This window comes from Pseudomonas sp. (genome assembly GCF_050739775.1).
Taxonomy (GTDB): domain Bacteria; phylum Pseudomonadota; class Gammaproteobacteria; order Pseudomonadales; family Pseudomonadaceae; genus Aquipseudomonas.
Genome location: NZ_JBOICA010000025.1, coordinates 76,909 through 88,695, shown reverse-complemented (window position 1 = coordinate 88,695; position 11,787 = coordinate 76,909). Strand labels below are relative to the sequence as shown.

General features: G+C 59.9%; 11 protein-coding genes and 1 pseudogene. 6 read left to right on the top strand and 6 right to left on the bottom strand.

The features are described 5' to 3' along the window. The first annotated feature begins 73 nt into the window (after positions 1-73). Complete coding sequence (locus ACRESH_RS14895; protein WP_431742721.1) at positions 74-1,279, top strand: benzoate/H(+) symporter BenE family transporter; 1,206 nt, start codon at positions 74-76, stop codon at positions 1,277-1,279. 2 nt (positions 1,280-1,281) lie between these two features. Here ACRESH_RS14895 and lpdA read toward each other — a convergent pair whose 3' ends face one another. Further along, entirely contained in the window at positions 1,282-2,682 is a 1,401-nt protein-coding gene (gene lpdA / locus ACRESH_RS14890) for a dihydrolipoyl dehydrogenase (RefSeq protein ID WP_431742720.1), read from the bottom strand. A 209-nt stretch (positions 2,683-2,891) separates the two neighbouring features. Between lpdA and cfaB the strand changes: the two genes are divergently transcribed. Beyond that, complete coding sequence (gene cfaB, locus ACRESH_RS14885) at positions 2,892-4,076, top strand: C17 cyclopropane fatty acid synthase CfaB (protein ID WP_431742719.1); 1,185 nt, start codon at positions 2,892-2,894, stop codon at positions 4,074-4,076. 4 nt (positions 4,077-4,080) lie between these two features. On the opposite strand, the gene cls is transcribed toward cfaB, so the two are convergent. Continuing rightward, a complete protein-coding gene (gene cls, locus ACRESH_RS14880; RefSeq protein ID WP_431742718.1) occupies positions 4,081-5,520 on the bottom strand; it encodes a cardiolipin synthase in 1,440 nt (479 codons plus the stop codon). A gap of 127 nt (positions 5,521-5,647) precedes the next feature. Between cls and ACRESH_RS14875 the strand changes: the two genes are divergently transcribed. Beyond that, on the top strand, positions 5,648-6,175 hold the full coding sequence (locus ACRESH_RS14875) for a DUF3617 domain-containing protein (protein ID WP_431742717.1): 528 nt from the start codon (positions 5,648-5,650) through the stop codon (positions 6,173-6,175). Positions 6,176-6,188: 13 nt separating this feature from the next. Here the strand turns inward: ACRESH_RS14875 and folE2 are convergent, their stop codons facing one another. Together folE2 and ACRESH_RS14865 are read right to left on the bottom strand one after the other, a co-directional pair. Further along, positions 6,189-7,076 (bottom strand): GTP cyclohydrolase FolE2, encoded by an 888-nt coding sequence (gene folE2 / locus ACRESH_RS14870; RefSeq protein WP_431742716.1) that lies wholly within the window; start codon positions 7,074-7,076, stop codon positions 6,189-6,191. 31 nt (positions 7,077-7,107) lie between these two features. Next, positions 7,108-7,494 (bottom strand): glutamine synthetase, encoded by a 387-nt coding sequence (locus tag ACRESH_RS14865; RefSeq protein WP_431742715.1) that lies wholly within the window; start codon positions 7,492-7,494, stop codon positions 7,108-7,110. A 127-nt stretch (positions 7,495-7,621) separates the two neighbouring features. Between ACRESH_RS14865 and zigA the strand changes: the two genes are divergently transcribed. Next, positions 7,622-8,830 (top strand): zinc metallochaperone GTPase ZigA, encoded by a 1,209-nt coding sequence (gene zigA, locus ACRESH_RS14860; RefSeq protein ID WP_431742714.1) that lies wholly within the window; start codon positions 7,622-7,624, stop codon positions 8,828-8,830. Positions 8,831-8,907: 77 nt separating this feature from the next. Continuing rightward, positions 8,908-9,879 carry a CobW family GTP-binding protein gene (locus ACRESH_RS14855; RefSeq protein ID WP_431742713.1) on the top strand — a complete coding sequence of 324 codons (972 nt, stop codon included), beginning with the start codon at positions 8,908-8,910 and terminating at the stop codon, positions 9,877-9,879. Here the strand turns inward: ACRESH_RS14855 and ACRESH_RS14850 are convergent. Next, positions 9,876-10,267: pseudogene (locus ACRESH_RS14850) on the bottom strand (DUF3301 domain-containing protein). The gene ACRESH_RS14855 and the pseudogene ACRESH_RS14850 overlap by 4 nt on opposite strands. A gap of 118 nt (positions 10,268-10,385) precedes the next feature. On the opposite strand from ACRESH_RS14850, the gene pdxY reads away from it, so the two are divergent. Then, positions 10,386-11,285, top strand: coding sequence for a pyridoxal kinase PdxY (pdxY, locus tag ACRESH_RS14845; RefSeq protein WP_431742712.1), 900 nt, complete (start codon positions 10,386-10,388; stop codon positions 11,283-11,285). On the opposite strand, the gene ACRESH_RS14840 is transcribed toward pdxY, so the two are convergent. Continuing rightward, positions 11,255-11,740, bottom strand: a complete 486-nt coding sequence (locus tag ACRESH_RS14840) for an acyl-CoA thioesterase (protein ID WP_157190576.1) — start codon at positions 11,738-11,740, stop codon at positions 11,255-11,257. The two genes, pdxY and ACRESH_RS14840, sit on opposite strands and share 31 nt — an antisense overlap. Positions 11,741-11,787: the final 47 nt, after the last annotated feature.

The window sequence follows — 11,787 nt, the reverse complement described above, 5'->3', positions numbered from 1 at the left end:
CCCACAATGTCATTACCTGTGGGAGCGGGCTTGCCCCGCGCTGCTTTTCAGAAGCCATTTACTGGATGATCCAATGAAAATAATTCTCCAGGACTTCTCCCTCTCTGCCTTGGTCGCCGGCTTCATTGCCACTCTGATCTCCTACGCCGGCCCCTTGGTGATCATCTTCCAGGCCGCCCATAGCGCACAGCTGTCGGCGGCCGAACTGTCTTCGTGGGTCTGGGCCATTTCCATCGGCAGCGGCGTCCTGGGCGTGGTGCTCAGCCTGCGCTTCAAGGTGCCCTTGGTGATTGCCTGGTCAGCGCCGGGCTCGGCCTTGCTGGTGGCGCTGTTACCGGATATCGCTTTTGCCGAAGCGGTAGGTGCTTACATCGTCGCTAACCTGGTGATCCTGCTGGTGGGGCTGTCGGGCGCCTTTGACCGTATTGTCGGAAAGCTGCCTCCAGCCATCTCCGCGGCTATGCTGGCGGGCATCCTGTTCAGTTTCGGTACCGGATTGTTTACCTCGCTGAAGTCACAGCCGTTGCTGGTGCTGGCGATGTTCGTCAGCTACCTGGTGTTCAAGCGCATTGCTCCGCGCTATGCGGTGTTGGCGGTGCTGGTGTGCGGGGTGAGCATTGCCGTGTTCAGCGGCGAAATGAACAGCTCGGCGCTGGTGGTGGGCTTGGCCACGCCGGTGTGGACCACGCCGGTGTTCAGCTGGAATGCCTTGTTGAGCATCAGCCTGCCGTTGGTGATGGTGGCATTGACCGGGCAGTTCGTGCCGGGCATCGCCGTGTTGCGCAATGACGGCTATCAAACCCCGGCCAGCCCGATCATCGCCAGCAATGCGCTCACCAGCTTGATCCTCGCGCCATTCGGTTGTCATGGCCTGAACCTGGCGGCCATCACTGCGGCCATCTGCACCGGCCGCGAAGCACATGACGATCCGCTCAAACGCTATTGGGCGGGTGTCTGTGGTGGTGTGTTGTATTTGCTGCTGGGGGTGTTCGGGGCGACGCTGGTGTCGCTGTTCAGCGCCTTTCCGGCCGCCTTGATCGCGGCGCTGGCGGGGCTGGCTTTGTTCGGCGCCATTGCTGGGGCACTGGCAGGGGCGATGAGTGTGCCGAGTGATCGCGAGGCGGCGTTGATCACCTTCCTGGTGACGGCCTCGGGGATGTCATTCCTCGGTTTGTCGGCGGCGTTCTGGGGGTTGATCTTCGGCTTGTTTGCGCACCTGTTGCTGCACCTGCGGCGACCAGCACCACAGGTGAGCAGGGCAGGGGTGCAGGCTGACTGAGGTCAGATCTGCATGGCCATGCCTTCGACGTTCATCGCCGCCTGGCGCAAGGCTTCAGAACGGGTCGGGTGTGGGTGGCAGGTCAAGGCGATGTCTTCGGCCGAGGCCGAGAACTCCATGGCCACGCAGAATTCGCCGATCATCTCGCTGACACTCGGGCCGACCAGGTGCACGCCCAGCACCTCGTCGGTGTTGGCGTCGGCCAGAACCTTGGCAAAGCCTTCAGTCTCGTGGTTGATCTTGGCCCGGCTGTTGGCGGTGAAGGGAAACTTGCCGACCTTGTACGCCCGTCCTTCGGCTTTGAGCTGCTCTTCGGTCTTGCCGACGCTGGCCAGTTCCGGGCGGGTGTAGATCACCCCGGGGATGAGGTTGTAGTTGACCTCATGGGCCTTGCCAGCAATACGCTCGATGCAGGCAACCGCTTCGTCTTCGGCCTTGTGCGCGAGCATCGGGCCGGAGGTGACATCGCCGATCACCCAGATCCCCGGCACGGCCGAGCGATGCTGTTCGTTGGTGAGCATGCCGCGCTTGTCGGTTTCCAGTCCGACGCTTTCCAGGCCCAGACCCTTGGTATAGGGGCGACGGCCGATGGCGACCAGCACATAGTCCGCTTGCAGATTTTCACTGGCGCCGCCTGCGGCAGGTTCCAGGCTCAGGCTGACTGCATCCGCTGAGGCGCTGGCCTGAGTGACTTTACTGCCCAGCTTGAAGCTGATGCCTTGTTTGGCCAGCGCGCGTTGCAGGGTTTTGGCGGTTTCTTCGTCGGTACCCGGACAGATGCGGTCGAGGTATTCGATCACGGTGACCTGGCTCCCCAGGCGACGCCACACCGAACCCAGCTCCAGGCCGATCACCCCGGCGCCGATCACCACCAGGTGCTTGGGCACGCTGGGCAGCGACAGGGCCCCGGTGGAGTCGATGATGCGTTGGTTGTCGATGGTCACACCCGGCAGCGGGGTTGGTTCGGAGCCGGTGGCGATGACGATGTCCTTGGCCTGCAGCTCAGTGACACTGCCATCTTCGGCACTGACATTGACCCGGCCTGGGCCGGCCAGTTGGCCCCAGCCCTTGATCCAGTCGACCTTGTTCTTACGCAGCAGAAACTCGATGCCCTTGGTCAGGCCGGTAACGCTTTCGTCCTTCTGTTTCATCATCTGGGCGAGGTTCAGGGTGGGCTTGACCTCGATACCGAGGTTGGCGAACTCGCTGCCTACCGCCGCTTCATACAGCTCCGAAGCATGCAGCAGTGCCTTGGAGGGCATGCAGCCGACATTCAGGCAGGTGCCGCCCAGGGTTGAGCGGCCTTCCACGCAGGCCACGCTCATGCCCAGCTGGCCGGCACGGATAGCGGCGTTATAACCGCCCGGGCCGCCGCCGATGATCACCACATCATAGGTTTTCATTGTTGTACTCCAGGATGAAGAATCGACAATGGCGCCAAGATTAGTCTGCCAGGCGATGAATTGTATACAATTTCTCGTTCCGCTCAGTCGCCTTCCGAGGGTCTGGAATGGGGGTGCAGGGCCAGACAATGGTCTCGATAAGCTGAAACCTGCGACAGATGAACTACCCTTTTGTAGTGACGTCCGATGAAGAAAGGGAGGCTTATTTCATGCTTGCGCAACTTCCACTTGCTCTGCAAAGCCTGCGACTGCCACTGCGTTTGAAGCTATGGGATGGTCATGAGTTCGATCTGGGCCCCACGCCGCAGGTCACCATCGTGGTCAAGGATCCACAACTGATCACCCAACTGACCCATCCGAGCCTGGACCAATTGGGCGCAGCCTTCGTCGAAGGCAAGCTGGAGCTGGAGGGCACCATCGGTGAGGTAATCCGGGTTTGCGATGAGCTCAGTGAAGCCCTGCTCAAGCATGAAGTCGAGGACGAGCCGGTGCGTCGTGAACACGACAAGGCTACTGACGCGGCGGCGATTTCCTATCACTACGACCTGTCCAACGACTTCTACCGGTTGTGGCTGGACCAGGACATGGCCTACTCCTGCGCTTACTTCAAAACTGAACAGGACACCCTGGAGCAGGCCCAGCAGAACAAGTTCGAGCACCTGTGCCGCAAGTTGCGCTTGCAGAAGGGCGACTACCTGCTCGACGTGGGTTGCGGTTGGGGTGGTTTATCGCGCTTTGCCGCACGGGAGTTTGGCGCCAAGGTGCTGGGTATCACCCTGAGCAAGGAGCAGCTCAAGCTGGCCCGTAAGAGAGTCAAGGCCGAAGGTCTGCAAGACCAGGTGGAGCTGAAGATTCTCGACTACCGCGACATTCCTCAGGATGGCCGCTTCGACAAGGTGGTCAGTGTCGGCATGTTCGAGCACGTCGGCCATGCCAACCTGGCGTTGTACTGCCAGCATCTGTTCGGGGCCGTGCGCGAAGGTGGCCTGGTGATGAACCACGGCATCACCGCCAAGCATGTGGACGGCCGTCCGGTAGGGCGGGGTGCGGGGAGTTTCATCGGACGCTACGTGTTCCCTCACGGCGAGCTGCCGCATTTGTCGATGATCTCGGCCAGCATCAGCCATGCCGGCCTTGAGATTGTCGATGTCGAAAGCCTGCGCCTGCACTACGCGCGCACGCTCAAACACTGGAGTGACCGCCTGGAAAACCAGTTGGATGTAGCGTCGACGCTAGTGCCGGAGAAGGCCCTGCGCATCTGGCGCCTGTACCTGGCCGGCTGCTCCTATGCCTTCGCCAAGGGCTGGATAAACCTGCATCAGATCCTCGCGGTCAAACCTTTTGCCGACGGCCATCATGACCTACCGCTGACACGCGAGGACCTCTACCGCTAAACGTTCAGAGAATCGGCGAAATCAGCCGCGCAATACGCATCCCCAGTCGTTGCAGGCGATGGGTGTCCTGGCTGTCTTCGGTGCTGATCTCTCGGGCCTGGTCGAAGTCATGGATGAGCATGACTTCGACCTGCTCGGCGAAGTCGCGGTCGATGGTCAGCAGCATCACTTCGAAGTTGAGGCGGAACGAACGGTTGTCCAAGTTGGCGCTGCCGATGGCACTGATCTCGTTATCGATGAGCACCACCTTCTGGTGCAGGAACCCCGGACCATAACGAAACATCCTCACGCCGGCGCGCACCGCCTCGAATGCGAATAGGCTGGAGGCGGCGTAGACGATACGATGGTCGGCACGCGAAGGCAGCAGGATGCGCACATCCACCCCACGTAACACTGCCAGGCGCAAGGCAGCGAACACCGCTTCATCGGGGATGAAGTAGGGGCTGGTGATCCACAGGCGCTCCCGTGCCGAATGGATAGCTTCGACGAAGAACAGTGAACAGGTTTCCTGTGGGTCGGCCGGACCACTGGCCAGCACTTGGCAGAGAACGCCATCTTCGGGGTAAGTGTCGGGCAGGATCAGCGGCGGTAGCTGGCGAGCAGCCCAGAACCAGTCCTCGGCAAAGGACTCCTGCAGGCAGGCCAGCACCGGCCCGCTGACTTGCACATGAGTATCGCGCCAAGGCGAGAGCTTTGGCTTTTCACCCAAGTACTCGTCGCCGACGTTGTGCCCGCCGAGAAAACCCAGCAAGCCATCGACCACGACGATCTTGCGATGGTTGCGGAAGTTGACCTGAAAGCGATTGAACCAGCCCCGTCGTGTGGCGAAGGCGCGGATGTTCACACCACCATCGCGCAGCGTCTGGCTGTAAGTGCCGGGCAGGGCGTGGCTGCCGACCCGGTCGTACAGCACATAGACGTTTATTCCCTCGGCGGCTTTCTTCAGCAGCAAGGCTTGCAAGGCACGTCCCAGCTTGTCGTCATGGATGATGAAGAACTGCACCAGCACCGTGTCACGTGCTTGATCTATAGCGGCGAAGATGGCGTCGAATGTTGTCTTGCCGTCGATTAGCAGGCGCACCTGGTTGTTCGCCAGGCACGGCATCCGGCCCAACCTGGGCATGGCCCGCAGTGCTCCATAGGATTCGGAGTTGCTTGCGGCCAGGGCCTCTTCCACCCAGGGCCGCCAGTTGAGGTCGGCCATGGCCACCTGCATTTCTCGGTTGGCCTGGCGCCGCGCCTGGATGTAGGCGTCGAACGTCCGGCTGCCAAACACCAGGTAAGGGATCAAGGTGAAGTAGGGGATGAACAGTAGTGACAAGGCCCAGGCAATTGCTCCCTGGGCGGTGCGCACGGTGAGCACCGCATGCATGGCGGCGATAGCACCGAGCAAGTGCAGCGCTGCGATGATGTAACCGAAGAAGTAGGGGCTGTGGAAATCCATACGCATCCTGCTGTCCAAAGGCACTGCCTCTAACAGAGCATGTTACATACTGCACTTGCAACCGAAAGGACAAATTGACGTCTAAGCTGTGTTCCAGCTTGGGGCTGGAGTTTCGAGGAGTCATTACATGAATAGTCGTCTGCCGATGCTGGCACTGGTTCTGGGGCTGGCGAGCCCGTTGGTGCATGCGCAGATGTTGCAACCGGGGTTATGGGAACTGACCACCAGTAATATGCAGGTCGATGGCAAGCCGCTGCCGGACATGGGCTTCATGCTCGGCCAGCTGAAGAACCTGCCGCCTGAACAACGGGCGATGATCGAGGGTGGCCTGGCCAAGCAAGGCATCAGCGTGGCGGGTCAAGGCGTGCGTTCATGCCTTACGCCCGAGCAGGTGAAGACTGACGATATCCCGCTGCAGGACCCGAAGTCCGGCTGCACCCAGAAGGTCACCGAGCGCAACGGCAGTGTCTGGAAGTTCACCTTCAGCTGCCCGAAAGCGCAGGGTAACGGTGAGGCGCAGTTCCTCAGCGATCGTGAGTTTCTGACCAAGGTCAACGGCACATTCAACGCCTCTGGCGTTCAGCAGCAGGGCAGCATGAACACCCGGGCCGTGTGGCTGGGCAACGACTGCGGGGCTGTCAAACCGCGGACCTAGAACTCATTGAGCGTTACCAGTGCCACTGGCTGTGGGCGACCGCATCGTGGGCATGCAGACTTTCAGCATGTTCCACGCGCAGGGCGAAACCGCTCAGCCAGGTCAGGCGTTGCAGGGTCAGGTGCAGGCGTCGAGCGGCGTCTTCGCAGAACATCAGGTTCTGGCCGTTGGCCAAGGCAAAGGCCTGTTCGTCTGCGCGTTTCACGGCAGTCTGCACGGCGGTGCCTAGCGCGGCCTCAGCCTGATTAATCAGTGCCGTGATCGGTAGTTCGCTGGCCCCTTGTTTCAAGCGTATCTGCAATTGCGCCACACTGCGCTGACTGTGAGGCGTCGCCACCACACCTTGGGCGCTGCCCAACCAAGTGAGTACAGCTTCATGGCTGAGGGCACGGTTACCGAAGTCGGTCAGGAATTGTTGTTGAATCAATTGCCTGGCCAGGGCTGCCGAGCAAGGGCAAGTAGAGGAGTAATCCAGTTCGACTTTTAGTTCCACGTGGAACATTTCATCTTTTAGCTGCGCAGCAAGGGTGACCGGGTAGGCTTTCCAACCCGCCAACGGGCTGATCAATGCTGGACGTTTGAGCATGAGTTCAAAGCGCAAATTCAAATAAGCACCCGTCGATAAACCAGAATGGCTCTCAAGAAACCCATCCAATACCTGATGCACGAGCAGAGGCGTTAAAGGTTGTTGCTCGAACACCTCGAGTGCCAGATACAAGCGCGACATGTGGATGCCGCGAGAGCTGCCATCGTCCAGGCTGACGCCAGCATCGGCACTTGCGCGCAGTGTGCTGCCATCAAACAACACCGGCAAGGCGATATTGCACATGCCGACCCAGTCCAGTGGCAAGGAGGTGTGGATGGCTTGCGCGGCAATATCAGGAAGCGTGAGTACGGTCATGGACAACTCGTTTTCTGGGTGGTGATAGCGATTACTGGCAGCCGCTCAGGCGATTGCAGCGCAGGTTGAAGCGCTGCCCGCTGGAGCTGGAAACCCGATTGAAAGTGGTCCAGCCGACTTTGCGGCTATAACCCACCCAGGCTTCACCGTTACTGGCCAGCCCGGTGTAAAAGGTCAACTGCCCATAGCGACTGTTGGTTTGTGTCCACAGTCGCCGTCCTCCCACTTCGTAGCCGCGTAGGTAAGTTGTGCTGCCGTCGGTACGCACGCTGTAGTAGTTACCTTGAGCATCGCCACACACCAGCAAGGTGGCACTACGGGTACAGAACGCCAAGCCCTTGCTCAGTGGAATGGCCACGGAGGCAACAGGTAGGCACAGCAGCAATACGGCAGCGGCAGACAAGCACAACAGTTTCATTTCTTGGTGTCCTTCGCGGGGGCCTTTGGTCGAGTTCAGGTAAAGCAGCTTGGCGAAATTGTATTGTTATAATATAACATTATCCAATGCATTGTACGAATGCACCTGCCCTGATGAGGATCTGACCATGCCCAATCGCCTTCCCGTCACCGTACTTTCCGGCTTTCTGGGTGCAGGCAAAAGCACCCTGCTCAACCATGTCCTGCGCAACCGCGAGAACCTGCGGGTAGCAGTGATCGTCAACGACATGAGTGAAATCAACATCGACGCCAGCGAAGTGCAACGCAATGTCAGCCTCAACCGTGCCGAAGAAAAGCTGGTGGAGATGAGCAATGGCTGCATCTGCTGCACCCTGCGCGAAGACCTGCTCGACGAAGTTGGCCGACTGGCGCGAGAGGGCCGCTTTGATTACCTGCTGATTGAGTCCACCGGGATTTCCGAACCGCTGCCGGTTGCCGAGACATTTACCTTCCGTGATGAACAGGGCCGCAGCCTGGCCGACCAGGCACGGCTGGACACCATGGTCACGGTTGTCGACGGGTTGAACTTCCTGCGCGATTACCAGGCTGCTGAAAGCCTCGCCAGTCATGGTGAAACCCTCGGCGAGGACGACGAGCGTTCGATCAGTGACCTGCTGATCGAACAAGTGGAATTTGCCGATGTGATCCTGCTCAGCAAGATCGACCTGATCAGCAGCCATGAGCGCGAAGAACTCAGCGCTATCCTGCGTAGCCTCAACGCCCATGCGCGGATCGTACCGATGCTGATGGGCCAGGTACCTTTGGCGTTGATCCTCAACACCGGTCTGTTCGATTTCGAGCGCGCCGCCCAGGCGCCGGGATGGCTGCAGGAGCTGCGCGGTGAGCATGTGCCGGAAACCGAGGAGTACGGCATCGCTGCCAGCACCTGGCAGGCCCGTCGACCGCTGCATCCACAGCGCTTCTTCGATGTTATCAACAGGCCGTGGCGCAATGGCCGTTTGCTGCGCTCCAAGGGCTTCTTCTGGCTGGCTAGCAAGCACCAGGAGGCAGGAAGCTGGTCCCAGGCCGGGGGCATGATGCGTCATGGTTTTGCCGGACGCTGGTGGCGCTTTGTACCGCGTCAGCACTGGCCGCAGGATGAGCAGAGTACCGCGGCAATCCTCAAGAACTGGACGGCCGAATGCGGTGATTGCCGTCAGGAGCTGGTGTTCATCGGTCAGAATATCGATTTCGCCCAGCTGAAGGCTGAACTGGACGCCTGCCTGCTGACCGATGCGGAGATGCTCGGAGGCGTCGACAGCTGGTGCCAACTGCCTGACCCGTTCGGTCCTTGGTATGACGAAGAGGCGGCCTGATGCAGGCATGCGAAGGTCTTGACTGGATGACCTGATATCAAGGCATAGTGACAAAAACCCAGGGCTCCTAACGTCATATGCTGCAGAACATTCCTACCCACGTCATTGCCGGCCCCTTGGGTGCCGGCAAGACCAGCTTGATCCGTCAGCTGCTGGCCCAGCGGCCAGCAAATGAGCGTTGGGCCGTACTGATCAACGAGTTTGGCCAGATCGGTCTGGATGCGGCGTTGCTGAGCACAGATGATCAGGGCATCACCATGGGTGAAGTGGCTGGTGGTTGCCTGTGCTGCGTTAATGGCACGCCTTTTCAGGTCGGTTTGGGCCGTTTACTGCGCAAAGCCAAGCCACACCGATTGTTTATCGAACCCTCGGGTTTGGGGCATCCGCGGCAGTTGCTGGAACAGCTTCAACAGCCGCCATGGCAAGGGGTGTTGGCCGTGCAACCAGCGGTAATGGTGCTGGATTCTCAGCAACTCGCAGGGCGCATTGCTTTGCCTGAGGCACAGGAGCAAGCCCTGGCCAGTGCGGGCTTGCTGGTGATGAACAAGTCGGAGGGCTTGGATGACGAGCAGCGCTTGTGGATAAGTTCACAGCTGCCTAGTCAGTCACTGTACTGGACCGAGCAAGGGCACTTGCCGTTATCGGTATTGCCGACACAGGCGCGCGCATCAAGTGAAATCGAGACTGTGGATAAGTTGGTTTCAGCCAATACAGTCGGCCCTATGGCGGCCCTGTGGACAAATCCTCATGAGCCAGTTTGCAGCATTCAGGACGCTGCAGAGGGTTGGAGTATTGGCTGGTGCTGGCATCCACGGCAGATGCTCGAACGCTCGCGTATCGAACAGTTCTTGCGTGACTTCGGTTGGCGCCGGGCCAAGCTGGTTATCCACAGCCCGCAAGGCTGGCAGTCGATCAATGCTCTGGCCGGGCAGGGCGATCTGCACTGGCAGCCCAGCGAGTGGCGCCGCGACTCGCGCATCGAGCTTATTTTCGCGACGGCTCAAGATCGCAACCTGCTCCAGCAAGCCATGCGGGCTTGCCGGGTCTAGTTACGCCAGCGGTTATGATCCTGGCGCCACTGATTCATTTCGATGACGTTGTCGGCCTGCTGTGCAGGTTTGATTTCGAACGGGTAGGGCGCCAGTTCTATCTGCATGCTGTGGGCGCCGAATTGGGTGACGGTGCCTGGGTGGCGCTGCTCGCCGGTGACGGTGAACTCGAAGTTATACACACGGGCCAGGCGCTTACGGCCCTGAGCATCGCGGACAAAGCCGATGCGCTTGAGCGCCACATTGCCATCGAGCAGTTCCAGATCGAGTTTTGCACAGTGCTGCTTGACCCGTTCCAGGGCCTTTCACGCAATCCGTGGTTGTGCCACAGCCAGGCGCCAGCGGTGGCCAGCAACATCAGCACGGAGAGATTACCCAGGGTCAACATCTGCTAAATGCTCCAACAAAGTATGCCCAGCTTAACTGCCTCCCAGGTCTGTCGTACAGGAGGCTTTTAGCGCCATACTGCGCGCCTTGTATTCCTTTCTTTGCTTCGGAAGCCTTGCATGAAACGTACGCCGCATCTGCTTGCCATCCAGTCCCATGTAGTTTTCGGCCATGCCGGTAATGGCGCGGCGGTGTTCCCGATGCAGCGGGTCGGTGTGAATGTCTGGCCACTCAATACCGTACAGTTCTCCAACCACACTCAGTATGGCCAGTGGACGGGAGAAGTGCTTGCGCCAGCTCAAATTCCCGCACTGGTAGAAGGTATTGCAGCGATCGGTGAATTGGGCAATTGCGATGCGGTGTTGTCCGGCTACCTGGGCAGCGCCGAGCAGGGACGAGCGATCCTCAGCGGCGTAGCGCGGATCAAGGCGGCCAATCCCAAGGCTTTGTACCTATGTGACCCGGTCATGGGGCACCCGGAAAAGGGCTGCATCGTACCGGTCGAAGTCAGTACTTTTTTACTGGAAGAAGCGCTGGCGGTTGCCGATGTGTTGTGCCCGAATCAATTGGAACTGGATAGCTTCTGTGATCGCCGGCCTGAGTCCCTGGAAGATTGCGTGGCCATGGCTCGCAGCCTGCTGGAGCGTGGGCCGAAAGCGGTGCTGGTCAAGCATCTGGCCTATCCGGGACGCGCAGCGGACGATTTTGAAATGCTGCTGGTCACCGCAGAAGGCAGCTGGCACCTGCGTCGGCCGTTGCTGGCCTTCCCGCGTCAGCCGGTGGGTGTTGGTGACCTGACTTCAGGGCTGTTCCTGGCCCGCCTGCTGCTGGGTGATGACTGGCTGGCAGCGTTCGAATTCACCGCTGCCGCAGTGCATGAGGTGCTGCTCGAAACCCAGGCCTGCGCCAGCTACGAACTCGAGCTGGTTCGGGCCCAGGACCGCATCGTGCATCCGCGGGTGCGCTTCGAGGCTCAGCGTCTGAGCTGTCAAAGCGTGTCGCCCTTGAGCTCCTGGTAGCGTTTTTCCAGCTCCTGGCGAATCAGTCGGCGCTGCTTGCCTTGCAGGAAGCGGCGCTTTTCTTCGCTGCTTTCCGGTTGGCGCGGTGGCACGGCCACGGGCTTGCGGTCGTCATCGACGGCGACCATGGTGAAAAAGCAGCTGTTGCTGTGGCGCACCGAACGCTCGCGAATGTTTTCGGTGACGACCTTGATGCCAACCTCCATCGAGGTGTTGCCGGTGTAGTTGACCGAGGCAAGAAAGGTCACCAGTTCACCGACATGCACCGGCTCGCGAAAGACCACCTGATCGACTGACAGGGTCACCACATAGCGTCCGGCATAGCGGCTGGCGCAGGCGTAGGCGACTTCATCCAGGTATTTGAGCAGTGTGCCGCCATGAACGTTGCCAGAAAAGTTGGCCATGTCCGGAGTCATCAGGACGGTCATCGACAGTTGGGCGTTTCCAGGTTCCATAGTGTGCTCACGGTTAGGTTGCGCTGAGGCGGGGTGGCGACTGGTAT

Coding starts and splice junctions, on each gene's coding strand:
- pdxY (WP_431742712.1), top strand. CDS start 10,386: ATGAAACGTACGCCGCATCTGCTTGCCATCCAGTCCCATGTAGTTTTC.
- lpdA (WP_431742720.1), bottom strand. CDS start 2,682: ATGAAAACCTATGATGTGGTGATCATCGGCGGCGGCCCGGGCGGTTAT.
- cls (WP_431742718.1), bottom strand. CDS start 5,520: ATGGATTTCCACAGCCCCTACTTCTTCGGTTACATCATCGCAGCGCTG.
- ACRESH_RS14840 (WP_157190576.1), bottom strand. CDS start 11,740: ATGGAACCTGGAAACGCCCAACTGTCGATGACCGTCCTGATGACTCCG.
- ACRESH_RS14875 (WP_431742717.1), top strand. CDS start 5,648: ATGAATAGTCGTCTGCCGATGCTGGCACTGGTTCTGGGGCTGGCGAGC.
- ACRESH_RS14895 (WP_431742721.1), top strand. CDS start 74: ATGAAAATAATTCTCCAGGACTTCTCCCTCTCTGCCTTGGTCGCCGGC.
- ACRESH_RS14855 (WP_431742713.1), top strand. CDS start 8,908: ATGCTGCAGAACATTCCTACCCACGTCATTGCCGGCCCCTTGGGTGCC.
- folE2 (WP_431742716.1), bottom strand. CDS start 7,076: ATGACCGTACTCACGCTTCCTGATATTGCCGCGCAAGCCATCCACACC.
- zigA (WP_431742714.1), top strand. CDS start 7,622: ATGCCCAATCGCCTTCCCGTCACCGTACTTTCCGGCTTTCTGGGTGCA.
- cfaB (WP_431742719.1), top strand. CDS start 2,892: ATGCTTGCGCAACTTCCACTTGCTCTGCAAAGCCTGCGACTGCCACTG.
- ACRESH_RS14865 (WP_431742715.1), bottom strand. CDS start 7,494: ATGAAACTGTTGTGCTTGTCTGCCGCTGCCGTATTGCTGCTGTGCCTA.